Below are 20152 nucleotides of genomic sequence, written 5' to 3'. Positions count from 1 at the left end.
GTCAATAAAGAGAAAGGGGCACATCCCTGTGCCCTAACTGCATCCCTGCATCACAGAGCGATTACGCCGTGTGGTTTTGGTGCGGTTGTTGCAGCAGCTCCTCCAGAGAAACGTTCACGCCTTCCAGCGTAATCAGCTGAGTGGTGCTGTAACCCGTACCGGTACCATCACGGTCAATGGAGAGCACCGTATTGCCATCTGAAGTATGATCCACTTTCACGAAATCATTAATATTACTTGTGGAATCATTCCAGCCGATAAGCAAGTTACTGACGTCAATTTTGTCGCCTTGCGCGACATCAAAGTCGGTCCAGGTATCGTGACCGTTACCGCCGGTAGCATCCGCACTCGCCAGTAAGTGATACACCAACGTATCTGCGCCGGCACCGCTGGTGATGGTGTCGTCGTAGGCACCGCCGGTTAGCGTGTCAGCCCCCGTGGTTCCTGTGATAGTTGGATGCAGCTCAATGGTGAACGACTGCGTGGTGATGGTGCCATCACTCGCCGCCAGGGTGTAACTGAACACCTCTTTATGGGTAATGGATTGTCCATCCACGCCCGCATTCAGTGAATAGGTGTAGTTACCGTTGGCGGCAATACTCAGCACACCAAAGTCGCCGGCAATCGACGTCGTACCCACGCTGTGAACCGTAGTGATATCGCCGTGTTCATTAGTGATACTCAAGGTTCCGGTGTGCGTGCCCGATGCTGAACCGTAGATGCTGCCGCTGGCGTCATGGTCATTGGTGGCTTCGGCCACCAGACTGTTGGTCGCCAGCAGCGTGCTGGTGGATGCACCGTTGTGCAGGTTCACCGTCAAGCTGGCCGAGGTCACCGCGCCGCTGGCATCACGCACCGAATAGGTGAAGACGTCGGTGGCTGGCACCAGATCGGCATCCAGTCCCGCCTTCAGCGTATAGGTGTAGTTACCATGCGAATCGATGGTCAACGTACCGTAGCTGCTGGTGATCACCGTGTTACCGGTGGCCGCAATCGCATTGCCAGTCACCTGGGTGACCACCGTACCGTTCGGCACCGTACCGGCGACGGAGCTGGTATCGTTGGTCAACAGGTTGCCGGTGACGGTTGCCGCCACGGTCAACGCCAGCGTCGTAATATCCGACGTGGTGGTGACGGTAGTCGATGGCAACACGCCAACGCCGTTGCTGGTGCCCAACAGCACGGCATAGTTACCTGTACCGAGGTTGCTGTAAGTCACGTTGCCACCGGTTTGTGTACCAATGGTCAGAACCGTGGTGATGTAGTTGGCGTTGCTGGATTTCAGCGCCCAGGTGCCGTTCGCCTGCTGTTGATAGAGGTACAAGGTATAAGTCGATGTCAGCGCCGCCAGGCTGGTGGCCGAGGCGTGTAATGTCACCGTGCGCGTATCCCCTGCGCCAACGTTAAACATATAGGCGTTAGTGCTGCTCAATACTCCCACACCCAGCACGCTGCCGAGGTTAACGCTCAGCAATGCGACGCTGGTCGAACTGGTATTGGCATTGGTGATGGTGCCGATTTGGGTGGTGTAATCCACTTCGTTGACATCATTCGCTGCCACGATTTGAATCGCACCGGTCAGCGGGGTGCTGGTCGATACGTTGCCTGCGCGGTCAGTCTGAATCACCGACAACGAAGCACCGGTGGTTTGCGCCGTACTCAGGCTCACCGACCATGAACCGCCGCTGCCTACCGTCGTTGTACCCAGCGCGTTACCGCCCGCATCACGTACCGTTACCGTTGCCCCCACTTCACCGCTACCGGTGACCGTGGTACCGGCACCGTTGATTGCCAGGCCACTTACCGCCGCAGGCGGCACAGTATCGACGTTCACCGTCACCGCCGTGTTACCGGTGCTGACGTTACCCGCCGAATCAGTCACCGTTACGCTCAACGGATGCGCACCGTTCGCCAGTGCGCTGGGGGTGTAAGTCCAGCTGCCACCGGCGCCAACCGTTACTGAACCCAGCGCGGTGGTGCCATCGTAGATGGTGACAATCGCGCCCACTTCCGCCGTGCCGTTCAACACCGGCGTGGTGTCACGGGTGTACGCGCCATTGGTCAACGTCACCGGCGTGCTGCCGGCGTCGTCGGTAATGGTGAGCGTACTGGCCGTTGGTGCCACAGTGTCGATGCGCAGCGTGGTCGAGGCGTTCGGGCTGACGTTGCCCGCCGCATCGGTTGCCGTCACGTTCAGCGTATGGGTGCCGTTGCTCAGCGCAGTTGAGACGAAGCTCCATGTGCCACCGCTGCCCACCGTGGTGGTGCCCAGCAGTGTGGTGCCGTCGTACACGCTGATCCGTGCCCCGACTTCGCCGTTACCGGTCAACAGCGGCGTGCTGTCGTTGGTAATGCCGTTATTCGGGATGGTCACCGCCGTGCTGCCGTTGTTATTGGCGGCAACCAGGTTAGTGACCGCCGCTGGCGGCGTGGTATCGATAATGACCGACGCCGACGTCGTCCCGCTGACGTTACCGGCCGTGTCCGTTACCGTCACGCTCAATGGATGCGTGCCCTGCGTGAGCGCGGCGGTGGTGAAGGTCCATGCGCCAGTGCTACCCGCAATCGCCGTGCCTAACAAGGTGCCACCATCGTAGATCGAGACGCGGCTGCCCGCTTCCGCCACGCCGCTCAACGTTGGCGTGGTGTCGTTGGTAGCACCGCCGCTCGGCACCACGGTACTGGTGACATCATTGGTGATCACCAGCGTTGACGCCGCTGGAGCCACGGTATCCACCGTAATGGAAACCGTCGCCGATGCCGCACTGGTGTTACCCGCGGCATCGGTCACCGTCACGCTCAGCGGATGGCTACCGTTGCTCAGGGTCGCGGTGGTGAAGCTCCATGCACCTGAACCATTGGCGGTGGTGGAACCTATCACGGTGGTACCGTCGTAGATGGTCACAATCGCGTTGGCTTCCGCCGTGCCACTCAGGGTTGGCGTGGCGTCATCGGTGAAGGCACCGTTCGCCAGCGGCCCCTGAAGAGTGCCGACGTCATCATTGATCACCAGATTGGTCACCGGATTCGGCGCCACGGTATCAATCGTCAGGGTGGTTGAGGCGTTCGGGCTCACGTTACCCGCCGCATCGGTTGCCGTGACGTTCAGCGTATGTACACCGTTGCTCAGCACCGCCGAGACGAAGCTCCATGTGCCACCGCTGCCCACCGTGGTGGTGCCCAGCAGCGTGGTGCCATCGTAAACGCTGATCTTCGCGCCAATCTCGCCGGAACCGGTCAACAGCGGCGTATTGTCGTTGGTCACGCCGTTGTTCGGAATGGTCACCGCCGTACTGCCGTTGTTGTTGGCGGCCACCAGATTGGTGACTGCCGCTGGCGGCGTGGTATCGATGGTTACCGAGGCCGAGGTGCTACCGCTGACGTTACCGGCCGCGTCGGTGACCGTGACGCTGAGTGGATGCGTGCCGGTGGTGAGCACGCCGGTGGTAAAGGTCCATGCGCCTGTGCCATTCGCAATCGCCGTCCCCAGCAACGTCGCGCCATCATAAATCGACACGCGGCTGCCCGCTTCCGCTACACCGCTCAGCGTTGGGGTGTTGTCGTTGGTGGCACCACCGCTCGGCACCGTGGTACTGGTGATGTCGTTGGTGATCACCAGCGTTGAAGCCGTTGGCGCCACGGTGTCTACCGTGATGGAAACCGGCGTGGTGGCGGCACTGGTGTTACCCGCCGCATCTTTCACCGTTACGCTCAGCGGATGCACACCGTTGCCTAGCGTGGCAGTGGTGAAGTTCCACGCACCGCCCGCGCCGGCCACCACTGAACCCAGCACCGTGGTGCCGTCGTAAATGGTGACAATCGCATTCGCTTCCGCCGTACCGCTCAGCGTTGGTGTGGCATCATCGGTCACCGCACCGTTCGCCAGTGGCCCCTGAATGCCGCCCACATCGTCGTTGATCACCAGGTTAGTGACGGGCGCAGGTGCCACGGTATCCACCGTCAGGGTAAGCGTCGCGTTCGGGCTGACGTTGCCCGCTGCATCCGTCGCCGTGACGTTGAAGGTGTGCGGCCCCTCCGCCAGCGTTGGCGTGGTGAAGCTCCATGCGCCGTTAGTGCCTGCGGTAACAGAACCGATAATCGAGGTGCCATCGCGGATGATCACCAGACTACCCGCTTCTGCCGTACCGCTCAGCGCTGGCGTGTTGTCATTGGTGCTACCGTTATTGGCAATCGCCACTGGCGTACTGCCGTTGTTGTTGGCTGCGGCCAGGCCGGTTACCGCCACCGGCGCGACGGTATCAATAATTACCGTGGCCGAGGTGCTGCCGCTGACGTTACCCGCCGCATCGGTAACCGTGACGCTCAGTGGATGAGCGCCTTGCGTCAGCACATCGGTGGTGAAGGTCCATGCGCCGTTGCTGCCTGCCACCGCCGTACCCAGCAGGGTGCCGCTATCGTAAATCGACACGCGGCTGCCGGCTTCCGCCGTACCGCTCAGCGTTGGCGTGCTGTCGTTAGTTGCACCACCATTCGGTACCGTGGTGCTGGTGAGATCATTAGTGATTAACAAGGTTGCGTTGGCTGGCGCCACCGTATCGACATTGACCGTGAAGTTGGTCGCCGCGCTGGTGTTACCGGCTGCATCGCGTACCGTCACGCTCAATGGATGCGATCCGTCGCTCAATGCGGCAGTGGTAAAGCTCCACGCACCATTGCTGCCCGCCACCACAGAACCCAGCACCGTGGTGCCTTCCGAGATAATCACGATGTTGCCAGCGGTAGCATTACCGCTCAGCGTTGGCGTGTTGTCATCGGTCGCCGCACCGCTGGTGAGTGCCCCTTGTGTTGCACCCACGTTGTCAGAAACCACCAGATCGGTGACTGGCGTTGGTGCTGCTGTGGTCACAGTGAAGCTGATCGCCGCATTCGGGCTGACGTTACCGGCGAGATCGGTCGCCGTCACGTTCAGGGTATGCAGACCATCAGCCAGCGTGGGTGACGTGAAGCTCCATGCGCCGTTGCTGCCTGCGGTGACAGAACCGATAACGTCGGTGCCATCACGGATCACCACCACGCTACCCGCTTCCGCCGTACCGCTCAGCGCTGGCGTGTTGTCGTTGGTGTTACCACCCGCAGCAATGGTCACCGGCGAACTGCCGTTGTTGTTGGCAGCAGTCAAACCGCTCACCGCCGTTGGTACGACGGTATCTACGATCACCGTTGCCGTGCTGGATGCCGCGCTGGTGTTACCGGCGGCATCTGTCACGCGCACGGTGAGCGGATGGCTGCCTTCGCCCAGTACCGGTGAAATAAAGCTCCATGCTCCGCCTGTTCCTGCAGCAACCGAACCGAGCAAGGTCGTACCATCGTAAACGGTGATCACACTGCCCACTTCCGCGGTACCGCTCAGCGTCGGCGTGTTATCGTTGGTCGAACCGCCATTTGGCACCACCGTGCTGGTGACGTCGTTGGTGACCACCAGCGTCGAAGCGTTGGGTGCCACGGTATCGACAGTGAGATTCACGACATCAGAGCGCGGACCGACGTTACCCGCCGCATCCGTCACGGTGACGCTCAGCGCATGTCCGCCCTGACTCAGCGTTGGCGACGTGAAGTCCCACTCACCGCTACCATTGGCGACCGTTGAGCCGATAACCGTGTTGCCGTCATAAATCGTAACAATGCCGTTGGCTTCCGCGAGACCGGCGAGCCGCGGGGTACTGTCGTTGGTGGTGCCATTGTTAGCAATGGGCACGGTTACGCCGTCGTTGTTATTAGCGGCAGAGAGGTTAGTTGCTGCAAGCGGTGCCACGGTATCAATAGTGAAGTTCACCGTTGGCGAGGTTGCGCCCGGATTACCCACTGAATTGACCGTGGTGACATAGATGCCGTGCGGTCCATCATTCAGCGTTGGCGTGAAGGTCCACTGTCCGGTCGCACCGACGGTAACGCTACCCAACACGTTAGCACCATCGTGAATGGTAATCACATCCCCCACATCTGCCGCGCCGGTTAATACCGGCGTGCCGTCCTTGATATTGGCGCCGTCATTCACGGTAACCAGTGAATTGCCGCTATCGTCGGTGATCACCAGCGTACTGACCGCTGGCGGCAGATCCGCTGCGATATTCAGCGTAAACGCCGGACTGCTTGCCGCGCTGACGTTGCCTGCTACATCGGTCACTGTGAAGGTGAAGTTATGCTCGCCGTTAGAGAGCGCGCTGCCCGGCGTGAAGCTCCATGTGCCGCCAGTGGCGATCACGGTGCCCAGCAGCGTGGTGCCATCGTAAACCGACACTCGGCTGCCCGCTTCAGCGGAGCCGCTCAGCGTTGGCGTGTTGTCATCGGTGGTGTCACCCGACAGCAACGGACCGGTGCTGCCCCCCTCATCGTCTGTTACTACCAGATTGCTGACCGTTGCCGGTGCAGCCGTATCAATATTAATCGTAATCGGTATCGCTTCCGGGCCCGTGGTGCCCGCAGCGTTGGTGACTGAAACGGTGAAGCTGTGCTGGCCATCATCTAAAGCCGCAGTTTCAAAGCGCCACTCGCCGTTGTCGCCAACCGTGGTGGTGCCAAGAAGATCGCTGCCCTCGTAGATGTTGATGATGGTGCCCGCTACACCGGTTCCGCTCAGCAAAGGCGTGTTGTCGTTGGAGTCACCGTCATCCGCCACCTGCACGGTGGTAGTGGCCGCATTATTGTAAATAGCGAAGCTCGACACCGCTGCCGGCGTAGAGGTGTCCACCGTCAGTGATACCGAGGCATTGGCGCTCACGTTGCCCGCTGCATCGGTCACGGTGACATTCAGCGTATGGGTGGCGTCAGTCAGCGCGCTGGTGGTGATGCTCCATGCGCCGTTGCTGCCTGCCACGACTGAACCCACTAAGGTGGTGCCGTCATAGACGCGAACGATCGCGTTGGCTTCCGCCGTGCCGCTGATGGCTGGCGTGCTGTCATTGGTAATGCCGCCATCGGCAATGGTCACCGGTGAGCCACCATTGTTATTTTGCAGCAGCAGATCGTCAGCCGGTTGCGGTGCGGTGGCATCCACCACCACGGTAAAGGTCGAGGATGGCGAACTGACGTTGCCGACCTCGTCGGTTACGGTGGCGGTCAGCGTATGCGAACCCTCAGTTAAGGTCGGTGAGCTGAAGCTCCAGGTTCCGCCCGCCGTTGCGGTGGTCGAGCCGATAACGGTGGTGCCATCATAAAGAGTGACCAGGCTGCCCGCTTCCGCTGTGCCACTCAGCAACGGCGTGTTGTCGCTGGTGGTGGCGCCGTTCGGCACCAGTACGGGCGTCCCGCTGTTGTCATTGTTCACCACCAGCGTGGCTGGCGCTGGAACCACGCTGTCGACGGTAAAATCAATCGCCGGTGACGCTGTACTCACATTGCCCGCCGCATCCACCACGGTGGTGCTCAGGCTGTGCGCGCCCTCATCCAGCGTGGGTGAGGTGAAGCTCCACTGGCCGTTGCTGCCCACCGAAGCGCTACCGATGATGGTTGTGCCGTCACGGATAATCACCGTGCTGCCCGCTTCGGCGGTACCGGTGAGGAATGGCGTGTTGTCGTTGGTGAAGCCGCCGTTGGTGATAGCCACTGGCGACGTGCCTTCATCATTACTGGCCACCACGTTCAGCGCCGCCGCTGGCGGTGTGGCATCAATCACGACGCCAATGGTGCTCGGCGCACTGACGTTTCCTGCCGCATCGCTGGCCGTGACGCTAAAGGTATGGGTTCCATCCGCCAGCGCGCTCGCCGGCGTGAAGGTCCAGGTTCCGCCCGCCCCGACGGTGGTGGATCCCAACACGCCGTTCTGATCGGACACGGTGATGATGCTGCCCGCTTGTCCAGAACCGCTCAGCACCGGTGTGCTGTCGTTGGTGAGCCCGCCGTTCGGAATGCTAACGGGTGTACCAATATCGTTGGTCAGCGTCAGTCCGGTTGCTGCTGGCGGCGCTACGGTATCCACGGTGACGGTGATGGTGCTGCTTGCCGGTCCGGTGTTACCTGCGGCGTCACGCACCGTCACGCTCAGGTTGTGCGTGCCATCGGTCAGATTGGGTGAGAAGCTCCAGGCGCCCTGCGCATCGGCGACGGCGCTGCCCAGCACGGTGGTGCCGTCAGACACAATCACAATGCTGTTGGCTTCTGCGGTACCGCTCAACTCTGGCGTGTTGTCGTTGGTGGTGCCGTTGTTAGCAATCGGCACCGGCGAACCGCCGTTGTCGTTGTTCAGCACCAGTCCGGTTGCCGCAACAGGCGCAACGGTATCAACGTTAAAGGCGATTGCTGCGGAGGCAGGACCGACGTTACCCGCAGGATCGGTGACGGTCGCCGTCAGGCTGTGCGCACCTTCACCCAACGTTGGCGTGGTGAAGCTCCACTGTCCGTTACTGCCAACAATCGCGGTGCCCAGCACGGTAGCGCCATCCAGCACGGTCACGGTGCTGCCGGCTGCTGCGGTACCGCTGATCGCCGGTGTGGCATCGTTGGTGGTGCTGCCTGCGGCAATCGTAACCGGTGAACTGCCGTTGTTGTTATTCAGCGCGATCGCGCCTGGCGCCACTGGTGGCGTGGTATCAATGCTGAAGTTCAGGGCCGCGGACGGCGAACTGACGTTACCTGCAGCATCGGTCACCGTGGTGGTCAGGCTGTGATCGCCCTCGCCCAGCTCCGGCGAAGTGAAGCTCCAGCTGCCGCCGCTGCCGACCACAACCGAGCCCAGCACGTTGCTGCCGTCAGAAACAATCACGATGCTGCCTGCTTCAGCGCTGCCGCTCAACACGGGTGTGGTGTCGTTGGTGGCGCCGCCCGCAGCAATCGGTACCGGCGTTTGGCCGGAATCATTACTCAGTTGCAGACCAGTCGCCGCATTCGGTGCCTCGGTATCGACGGTAAAGGCGATTGCCGTAGACGGAGCGCTGCTGTTGCCTGCGGCGTCAGTGACGGTTACCGTCAGGCTGTGCGCGCCCTGGCTCAGCGCTGGTGAAGTGAAGCTCCAGGTTCCATCGGTGCCAACAATCGTCGAGCCCAGCACGGTGGTGCCGTCACGCACGATGATGATGTTGTCCGCCTCGGCGGTACCGCTCAGCACCGGCGTGGTGTCGTTAGTGGCTCCGCCCGAGACGATTGGCGTTGGCGTGCTGCCCTGATCGTTACTGAGTGCTACCGTAATCACGGCTGGCGGCGCGGTGATATCAATGGTAACCGCGTACGGCGTAGAGGCCGGGCCGACGTTACCGGCCGGATCGGTGACGGTAGCGGTCAGGCTGTGCGCGCCCTCGTCCAGCGGATTGGCCGGAGTGAAGCTCCATTTGCCATCGGTGCCGACGGTGGTGCTGCCCAGTACCTCGGTGCCATCACGCACGGTTACGACGCTGCCCGCTTCGGCACTGCCGCTCAACACTGGCGTGGTGTCGTTGGTGCGACCGCCGGTATCAACAGGAATCGCCGTGCCGCTGTTGTTATTGCTGAGCTGCAGATCAGTGGCGGCGGCTGGCGGTGTGGTATCCACGGTAAAGGTAACCGGCGTGGATGCGCCGCTGCTGTTGCCCGCCGCATCGATGACGGTGGTGGTCAGGCTGTGTGCGCCCTCGCCCAGCGCGATCGTTGGCGTAAAGCTCCAGTTGCCGTCGGTGTCCGCCGTGGCGGTGCCCAGCACGGTGGTGCCATCCAGTACGGTGACGGTGCTGCCCGCTTCGGCGCTGCCGCGCAACACGGGCGTGCTGTCGTTGGTGATACCGCCAGCGGCAATCGCCGTACCGCCGTCGTTACTCAGTTGCAGACCGGTTGAGGTTGCTGGTGGCTGCGTATCCACGGTGAAGTTAATCGGCGCAGACGGGTCGCTAACGTTACCCGATGCGCTGGTGACGGTGGTGGTCAGGCTGTGCGCGCCTTCGCTTAATGCCGGCGTGCTGAAGCTCCAGCTGCCGCCGCTGCCAACCACAACGGTGCCGAGCACGGTGGTGCCGTCCAGTACGGTGACGGTACTGCCCGCCGCTGCGCTACCGCTAAGCACCGGCGTGGTGTCATTGGTCGCGCCGCCGGACGCAATCGGAACTGGCGTGCCGCCGTTGTCATTGTTCAGCTCAAGATCATCTGCGACTGGCGGTTGGGCGGTGTCGATATTGACGACGATGGGGGCCGATGCCGGGCCAACGTTACCGGCCGGATCGGTGACGGTCGCAGTAAGCGTGTGCTCTCCCGCCGTCAACGGTGCGGTTGGGATCACGCTCCAGCTGCCATCACTGCCAACGGCTGCGCTGCCGATCACGGTCGTGCCATCACTCACCGTGACGATGCTGCCCGCTTCTGCGATGCCGCTCAGCGCAGGTGTGGTGTCATTAGTGGTGCCGCCCGCAGCAATCGGTACCGGCGTCGCTCCTTCGTTGTTGCTGAGTTGCAGACCCGTTGCCGCCGCAGGTGGCGTGATATCCACGGTGACCACAATGGGCGCAGAGGGCGCACCGGTGTTGCCCGCCGGACTGGTAACGGTGGCGGTCAGGCTGTGATTGCCCTCGTTCAGCGCTGGCGTGGTGAAGCTCCATGTTCCGCCGCTGCCGACGGTGACGGTACCGAGTACGGTAGCGCCATCAGAAACGGTAATGGTGCTGCCCGCCGCTGCGGTGCCGCTCAATACTGGCGTTGCATCGTTGGTTGCCGCACCAGAGGGAATAGGTACAGACGTGCCGCTGCTGTCGTTACTCAGCTGCACACCGCCCGGTGCTGGCGGTGCCGTGGTGTCAATGGTGAAGGTCAATGGCGTGCTTGCCGCGCCGGTATTGCCCGCCGCATCGGTCACGGTGGTGGTCAGGCTGTGTGAACCATCGCCGAGCGCCGGAGAGGTAAAGCTCCAGTTGCCATCGTTGCCGACGGTCACCGAACCCAACGCCGTGCTGCCATCAGACACCGTCACGACGCTGCCCGGTTCCGCACGACCACTCAACACTGGCGTAACATCGTTGGTGGTGCCGCCATCCGCGACCGGCACCAGCGTGCCGCTGCCATCGTTGCTCAGTTGCAAATCGGTCGCCGCTGCCGGTGGCGTGGTATCCACAATCACAATCACCACCGACGACGCAGGGCCGACGTTACCGGCCGTATCGGTGACGGTGGTGGTGAGATTGTGCTGCCCTTCAGTCAGCGGATCGGTTGGTGTAAAGCTCCAGTTGCCGTCGATGCCGGTGATTGCGGTGCCCAGCACCGTAGTGCCATCGCTCACCGTCACGGTGCTGCCCGGTTCGGCGGTGCCGTTCAGGGTTGGCGTGGTGTCGCCGGTGGTGCTACCTGAAGCCAGCGGCGTGCCGTCGTCGTTGGTGAACTGCACATTGCCCGCTGCGGCAGGCGGCTGGGTATCGATGGTCACCGTCACCGGCGTAGAAGCCGGGCCGGTATTGCCAGCGGCATCGGTAACGGTTGAGGTCAGGCTATGATCACCATCGCTCAGCGGTGGCGTGGTGTAACTCCAGCTGCCATCGTTGCCCACCGTGGTGGTGCCGAGCACGGTGGTGCCATCCGAGATGGTGACCGTACTGCCCGCTTCACCGCTGCCGCTCAAGGTTGGCGTGTTGGTGTTGGTGCTGCTGCCTTCCGGGATCGGCACACCCGCACCATCTTCCAGCGCCACGCCGGTTGGCGCGGTGGGCACCACGGTATCAATGGTGATGTTGATGGTTGGCGAATCGGTCTCCACGCCGGTCGTCGCGTTAGTGGCGACCGCATGGAAAGCGTAAGTCGCATCGGCCAGCGCCGCAGGTGTGAAGTTCCACTGCCCATCGCTACCCGCGACCGTGCTGCCAATGATGGTGGTGCCGTTATACAGCGTGATCAGATCGCCCGCGCCCGCCTGGCCGCTAAGAATCGGCGTGGTGTCGTTAGTGCTGGAGTTGTTTGGCAGTTCAACCAGCGTGCTGCCGCTGTCGTCGGTCACCACCAGCAGGCTGCTGGTCGCCGGAACGCCAGCATCGACATTGAGGGTAAATACCGGCGACGACGGGCTAACATTGCCTGCCGCATCGGTGACGGTGGTGGTCAGGCTGTGTTGGCCGTTAGTCAGCGCGGCATCTGGCGTGAAGCTCCAGCTACCGTCGCTGCCCGCTGTCGCTGAGCCCAGTAGCGTGGTGCCGTCATAAACGCGCACCACCGATCCCGCTTCGGCGGTGCCGCTCAGGGTTGGCGTGCTGTCGTCGGTGATGGTGCCCGAAGTCAACGGACCGGTGCTGCCGCCGACGTTATCATTGACCACCAAACCGCTCACCGGCGCTGGCGCGGTGGTGTCTACGCTGAAGGCGATCGGTGTGGTCGCCGGACTGACGTTGCCCGCCGCATCGGTCACGGTGGTGCTCAGGCTGTGATTGCCCTCCGCCAGCGTCGGTGTGGTAAAGCTCCAGTTACCGTCGCTGCCGACCGTCACGGTACCCAACACGGTGGTGCCATCGAGGATAGTGACAGTGCTGCCCGCTTCCGCGCTGCCGCTTAAGACTGGTGTCGCGTCATTGCTGGCACCGCCGGCGGTAACTGGCTGCGTAATGCTGCCCGCATCGTTGGTGAGTTCCACGTCGGTTGCGGCATCGGGCGCGATGGTATCCACGGTGATGTTAATGGTTGCGGTATCAGTGACGTTGCCGTTGGCATCGGTAATGGTGCCGTGCAACGCATGCGGACCATTGCCTAAACCGGTGACATAGAAAATCCACTGACCGTTACTGCCCGCCGTGGTGCTGCCCAGCACGGTGGTGCCGTCATACAGGGTTATGATATTGCCGGGCCCCGCCAAACCGGTTAATACCGGGCTGTCATTGTTGGTGCTGCCGCCGTCAGTCAGCTGACCCACGGTATTGCCGTTTTCATCCGTCACTTCCAGCGACGATGTGGCTGGCGGAATAGCCGCATCAACGTTGATCACAATCGGCGGACTGGCTGGGCCGACGTTACCGGCGCTGTCCGTGGCGGTGACGGTGAGGGTATGGCTGCCATTGCTCAACGCTGGCGTGGTGAAACGCCATGTGCCGTCGGTGTCCACGGTGGTGTTACCCAGCAGCGTGGTGCCATCGTAAATACTGATGGTGGCATTCGGCTCGCCGGTGCCGCTCAGGGTTGGTGCGCGGTCATCGGTGGTATCGCCGGACGTTAACGGCCCTTGAACCGCGCCGACGCTATCTTCGATCACCAGATCGGCAATAACGGCTGGCGGCGTGGTATCCACTGTTAAAGTAACGGCTGGCGACGCCGGACCGGTGTTGCCAGCCGGATCGGTGACGGTGGTGGTCAAGCTGTGGTTGCCGTCACTCAGGGTTGGCGAGGTGAAGCTCCAGCTGCCGTCGCTGCCCACCGTTGCGCTGCCGATCACGTTGGTGCCATCCAGCACGGTAACGGTGCTGCCCGGTTCTGCGGTGCCGCTCAAGGTTGGCGTGTTGTCATTGCTGGTGCCGCCAGAGGCAATGGGTACCACAGTGCTGCCGCTGTTATCGCTCAATTGCAAGTCGCCAGCCGCTGCCGGCGCGGTGTTATCAATAGTGATGTTAAGGGTGCCGGAATCAGTCACATTGCCATTGGTATCAGTGGCCGTGGCGTGGAAGGCATAAGTCCCGTCGGCCAGCGCAGTGGCTGGCGTAAAGCTCCATTGCCCATCTGCACCCGCGACGGTGCTGCCGAGCAGCGTAGTACCGTTATATAACTCAATGAGCGCGCCCGCCGAGGCCAGACCGCTCAAGGTTGGCGTGGTGTCCTGCGTGCTGGAACCTTCTGGCAACAGGCGAAGTGTACTGCCGCTGTCATCGGTGATTTCCAGCGTGCTGGTGGTTGGCGGTACGCCAGCGTTGACGGTGAAGCCAACACCGGTTGTCGCCGGGCTGACGTTACCTGCCGCATCGGTCACCGTTACGCTGAGCGAATGGCTACCGTTGCTCAATGTTGGCGTGGTAAAGCTCCAGGTGCCGTCGTTGCCAACGGTGACGCTGCCGAGCAGCGTGCTGCCATCATAAATTTTGACGATGGCGTTGGCTTCACCGTTACCGGATAGCGTGGGTGTGCTGTCGTCGGTGGTCCCGCCCGCGGTGATTGGGCCGGTTGCAGCGCCGACGTTATCGCTGATCACCACATTGCTGGCACCCGCAGGTGCCTGAGTATCCACGGTGAAGGCGATCGGCGTCGAGGTTGGACCCACATTACCTGCCGCGTCGGTGACCGTGGCGGTCAGGCTGTGACCGCCTTCGGTTAAGGTCGGCGCAGTGAAGCTCCATGACCCATTGCTGCCCACGGTTGCCGTACCGAGCACGCTATCGCCATCACGCACGGTGACGGTGCTGCCCGGTTCAGCGGTGCCGCTCAGCACCGGCGTGGTGTTATTGGTCGCGCCACCGGCGGCAATCGGTTGTAGCGTGCTGCCATCGTTATCGCTCAGCGTTACGCCACCGGCCGCAGCAGGTGCGACGGTATCCACCGTGATGATGATGGTTGGCGTTTGCGTCACGCTGCCCGCGTTGTTATCGACGGTGGCGTGCAGCGCGTAGGCACCGTCAGCCAACACAGTTGGGGTAAAGGTCCACTGACCATCGCTGCCCGCAACCACGCTACCCAGCACCGTGGTGCCGTTATACAGCGTGATCAGCGCACCCGCCGTCGCCAGGCCGCTCAGCGTTGGCGTGTTATCGTGAGTGCTGGCGCCGTTGCTGAGCTGCACCAGCGTGTTGCCGGAGTCATCGGTGATTTCCAGCGACGTTGTGGCCGGCGGAATAGCGGCCTGCACGGTGATTTCATAAGGGGCTGATGGCGCGCTGACGTTGCCAGCCGCATCGGTCACGGTCACATTCAGGCTGTGGCTGCCATTACTCAGGGCGCTGGTGGTGTAACTCCAGCTGCCATCGGAACCCACGACCGCCGTACCCAGCAGCGTTTGCCCATCATAAACGCTGACAATCGCGCCCACTTCACCGCTGCCGGTAAGCGTCGGCGTATTGTCATCGGTTGTCCCGCCGTTAGTTACGGTGCCGCCGCTGCCGCCTGAATTATCGTTAACCTGCAGGTCGATGACTGCTGCTGGCGCTTGCGTATCCACGGTGAAGGTGATGGTCGCTGGCGTGCTGACGTTGCCCGCTGCATCGGTGGCGGTGATGCTCAACGTATGGCTGCCCTCGCCCAGCGTTGGGCTGGTAAAGCTCCATGCACCGTTGCTGCCCACGGTGACACTGCCGAGCACCGTATCGCCATCGCGGATGGTGATAATCGAGCCCGCTTCCGCCGTTCCGCTCAGCACTGGCGTGGTGTCTTTGGTCGCGCCGCCGTTGGTGATGGGCTGCGCAGTCGAGCCGCTGTTGTTAATGACGCTCAGGTCGCCAACCGTTGCGGGCGCCACGGTATCCACGGTGAAATCCACCGGATTGGTCGCTGGGCTGGTGTTGCCCGCCGCGTCGGTGACGGTAGCGGTCAAACTATGCTGACCCTCCGCCAGCACTGGCGTGGTAAAGCTCCAGCTTCCGTCGGCGCCAACGGTCACGGTGCCGAGCAGCGTGCTGCCATCGTAAATGCTGACAATTGCGCCCGCTTCAGCGGTGCCGCTCAGCGTGGGTGTGTTGTCATCGGTAATGGCACCCGCGCCAATCGCGCCCTGATACGGACCTACGGCGTCGTTGATCACCAAATCCGTGATGGCGGTTGGCGGCGTAGTGTCGTTTTCACCGGGATCGGTGGGATTGGTTGGGTTGGTAGGATTAGTTGGGTTGGTGGGATTGCCGCCGTTGTTACCGTCATCGGGATTGGTCGGCGAGGCATTACCGCCACCACCACCTGAACCGGCAAACAGCGCACCTAAGCCCGCCAGGGCCGCACCACCGATACCAAAGGCAGCAATGGTGCCGTTATTGGTGGTGTTTTCCGCTAACAGCCCTTCGGTGCTGTCGATTGAAACGTACTGGAAACCTTCTGTACCGGGATCTTCAACCCACCACATGGCGCCGCGATCGTCCTGCAGAACCAGATCGCTATCGCCATTCGGGCTGTAAAAATTATGAATAACAACCACTTCACCAGACTTCGTGGTGACGACTAAATCATTACCATTGCGTGTGAAAGACTTAATATCAGACTGATTAAGATGCAGCTTCACCAAACTCGGAGCGGTCAAATTAACTTGATTTCCACTCAGCTCAGAAGCAACGGTCCCACCTTTTGGGGTTACTGAGATATTATTCATGTTATCGAGATCCCGCAGTTTCCATAATCACGCCCGGCATCAGCAGACACCGGCTTTTACAGCGAATAATCGCGACGATTATTCACTTCTTCTCTTGATCGATTTCATACAGGCTAAGAATGAAATCGCGTTGAGTTTTGTTTAGCCGCCATCCTGATAACTGATTGGTTTTATTTCTTAAAATCACCACGGGAAAAATATATTTGTTCTCAAGCGGCCGGGCACACATGACGTGAAACGCATAAAGCCCAGGCTTTGACATTTTTTCACTTCCCCGAGGGATGAAACCAACTCAATAATTTCAGGATTAAGCTAATAAATCATCGAGATAGACGCTCTGCCACAAATAGCCCTGCATGCCATAAATTGCTTTATGCGACAGCAGGTCGACCTGTTGTTGATTTTCAACACCCTCAACGATGACGCCGTTGCATAATTCGTTGAGATGGTCGAGCAGAATGTCAAAGGTGCGACCGTCGCCAAATTGCCAAAAAAATTCTTTGTCAATCTTGACGATTTCAAATATTCCGCTATCAAACATGGAAAGGTTGGAATAACCCGGACCAAAGTCATCGAGCCATAAAGGGGCCGGCGTCACTTTCGCGACACCTTTTAAAATCAACAGATCGGCGCTATTAAATCGCGCAGTAAAGAATGCTGATATTTCCAGACGCAACAGCGTCAGTTGAGCCAGTTTTTCTTGCATTTCAGCATCTTTAAAAATGCTGGCTACGATATCTCTATCAACATTGACACTGACAATCTGGTCGAACCCTTTCTGGTATAGCTGAATAAGTTTTTCGATCTGGTGGAGGAATAACTGCCATTTAACGTCAGCAGAAAGCTGACTGAAGAACCCAACATCCCTTTCAGGGTTACGCTTATTATTGATATCTGCGTCGTCTGCAAGACGCGTTAACAATTCCCTGGCAATCACCTGGCCGGATAAATCGTAAACCGGCTCCAACAAGAACACTGTCTTCGGTTGATTGCTCATTTCACATCCTTACTGCAACTGCCTGATAGCCTTAAACTGTCAGGATTTCTCATGTAAGAAGTAAGGTAAACATTGATAAAACTTAATGTCTTAACTGAAGGTTAACGTACTACTTACACTTTGAGAAATAGATTTCAGTAAACACTTCAGGTAACTTCAATCGTTTAAATCAATCAATAACGTAAGTAAATTTCTCTAAAATTCACAAAAGCTCAGAAAATTCTTAATCTAATTTAACTTATCATTTACTTTGATAGATGTGTAAAAACCTTATCGAATTGAAAAATAATGATAAAAAAAGATTCCGCACGATTTGATAGCTCTCCTTAACTCAAATTGCAAAATGTTTTATCTGGCATCTATGCTTCCAAAAAGCGCCAATAACCACTAATTTCAATAGTGACTATTAAAATCTTAATGTTTAAATTTTTATTATGCATTGCAAAGAATACATAACAGAATAACTGCTTAATCCATGATGAATCAGTAAGTAAGGTAAGGATATTAAGAAAATAATCAGCGTTGCCGACTCGCTTTATTAGAGAAAAGAAGGAGATAGCATTTGGGGAGGTAAATGTGGGATTTACGTGACAGGTTACAAATAAGCCAAAGGTGATCGTCTTCACAAATCAAATTAAATTATTGTTGCCAGGCGCGGATATAGCAGGAAAAGCGAAAACCGAGCCCTTGCGAGCTCGGTTTAAGAGCAATTAATTACTCATCTTCTAAATAGGTATAACCGTACAAGCCACTCTCGAATTCAGACAAGAATTGCGCGCGCAGCTCTTCATCTATATCCGTTTGTTGCGTTACCTGATCGCGGAACAGCGTCATCAAATCGTTAGGATTCAACTGCACGTACTCAAGCATATCCGCTACGGTATCGCCCTCATCCGACAACTGAACTTCCACGCTGCCATCCGGGAACGCAAACACATCAACCGCTTCGGTATCACCGAACAGGTTATGCATGTTGCCGAGAATTTCCTGGTACGCGCCCACCATAAAGAAGCCGAGCATCGGCGGATTGTCGATGTCGTATTCCGGCATCGGCATGGTGGTGGCAATGCCATCGCCATCGACGTAGTGATCGATGGTGCCATCGGAGTCACAGGTGATGTCGAGCAACACCGCACGACGCTTCGGCATTTTATTCAGCCCTTCCAGCGGCAGCACCGGGAACAGCTGATCGATGCCCCACGCATCCGGCATTGACTGGAACAGCGAGAAGTTGACGTAAATCTTATCCGCCATGCGCTCCTGCAGCTCATCAATGATCGGGCGATGCGCGCGGTTGCTGGGATCGAGATGCTGCTGAATGTAGTGGCAGATGCTCAGATAAAGCTGCTCTGCCCAGGCGCGCTGGCCAAGATCGTAGGTGCCTGATGAATAACCGGTATGGATGTCGAACAGATCCATTTGGCTATCGTGCAGCCATTCGCGCAGCGAACGACGCACGTCAGGTTCGTGCATCTCCTGCCACGTATCCCACAGGCTCTGAATCGGACGCGGTGAATCGGCATCCGGTGCCACCGGCGTGCTGAACTCGTTACGCTCAACACCAATGATGTTGGACACCAGCACGGTGTGGTGCGCCGTCACCGCACGACCTGACTCGGTGATCACGGTTGGATGTTCCAGCCCGTTCTCTTCACAGGCATCGCCAATCGCCCAAATCACGTTGTTGGCGTATTCGTTCAGACCGTAGTTGACCGAGCAATCTGACTGCGAGCGGGTTCCTTCATAATCCACGCCCAAACCGCCGCCCACATCGAAGCATTTGATGTTAACGCCTAGCTTCGCCAGCTCCACGTAGAAACGCGCCGACTCACGCACGCCGGTCGCGATGTCGCGGATGTTGGACATCTGCGAACCGAGATGGAAGTGCAGCAGCTGCAGGCTATCGAGACGGCCCGCTTTGCGCATGATATCGACCAGCTGTAACACCTGCGATGCCGCCAGGCCAAACTTCGATTTTTCACCGCCGCTCGACTGCCACTTGCCTGAGCCCTGCGACGCCAGACGCGCGCGGATACCGAGACGCGGTATTACATTCAGACGCTCGGCCTCTTCCAGCACCAGACGCACTTCGGTCATCTTCTCGATCACCAGATAGACTTTGTGGCCGAGCTTTTCACCGATCAGCGCCAGACGAATGTATTCGCGGTCTTTATAGCCGTTGCAGACAATCACCGAACGGGTTTTGCCGGCGTGGGCCAGCACAGCCATCAGCTCGGCTTTCGAACCGGCTTCCAAGCCCAGCGGTTCGCCAGAGTTGACCAGCGACTCAATCACGCGCTTATGCTGATTCACCTTGATTGGGTAAACCAGGAAGTAGTCACCTTTATAGCCGTAAGATTCACGCGCGCGTTTGAAGGCGGCATTAATCGAACGCAGACGATGCTGGAGAATCTGCGGGAAGCAGAACAGCGCCGGCAGACGTTGACCGTCGGCTTCGCGCTCTTTCACCAGCTTCGCTAAGTCAACGCGCACTTCCGGCTGATCCGGATCGGGACACACGCTGATGTGCCCCAGCTCGTTGACGTCGTAATAGTTGTTTCCCCACCAGGCAATGTTGTAGGTACGCAGCATTCTGCTCGCTTCCTGATCGTTCATCGCCACCTCCTGCATGGAGCGGAGTACACCTTGTTCGCCAGCTGACGAACCCTTGATATTCTTCATGTCGTCAGACATCGCGAACCTCAATTTTCCGTTGAAATATGAATTTGTTACCGAGTTTTGTCATGGTGGCGCCAGGTAAAAATTGCCTCATCCTGCTTGCTGCCTCTGTAAGGTTGCACTGTGCAATGCTGACTCTAAGTGTAAAACACCGCGCCAAAGTCGGGGCAAATAGCCTGAGACTTCCACGGTCAGTAGACAGCGAAATAGAGTAATAGATGCAGAGAAATGTTAACCGGCGCGCGTGTCGGGAGAATGAACACAACGTCGATAAGAGAAAAGAACGGGTTTGGAGTGTGAAAGGAGTGCCAGCGCGCCGG

The 20152-nt window shown here is 59.1% G+C and carries 3 protein-coding genes; all 3 read right to left on the bottom strand.

From position 1 onward, the window contains the following. Positions 1 to 61: 61 nt before the first annotated feature. The 3 genes from Q3H59_RS04000 to speA all read right to left on the bottom strand — a co-directional run bounded on the left by Q3H59_RS04000 (position 62) and on the right by speA (position 19847). A complete protein-coding gene (locus Q3H59_RS04000) occupies positions 62 to 16156 on the bottom strand; it encodes an Ig-like domain-containing protein (RefSeq protein ID WP_309833378.1) in 16095 nt (5364 codons plus the stop codon). Between the two features lie 307 nt (positions 16157 to 16463). Further along, complete coding sequence (locus Q3H59_RS03995) at positions 16464 to 17153, bottom strand: EAL domain-containing protein (protein ID WP_222234740.1); 690 nt, start codon at positions 17151 to 17153, stop codon at positions 16464 to 16466. Positions 17154 to 17867: 714 nt separating this feature from the next. Next, on the bottom strand, positions 17868 to 19847 hold the full coding sequence (gene speA, locus Q3H59_RS03990; RefSeq protein ID WP_101761914.1) for a biosynthetic arginine decarboxylase: 1980 nt from the start codon (positions 19845 to 19847) through the stop codon (positions 17868 to 17870). Positions 19848 to 20152: the final 305 nt, after the last annotated feature.

Source organism: Pantoea sp. SORGH_AS_0659, from assembly GCF_031453915.1.
In the GTDB taxonomy this organism is placed as follows: domain Bacteria; phylum Pseudomonadota; class Gammaproteobacteria; order Enterobacterales; family Enterobacteriaceae; genus Pantoea; species Pantoea leporis.
The sequence above is the reverse complement of the archived record's forward strand: the minus strand, read 5'-3'. Positions and strand labels throughout refer to the sequence as shown.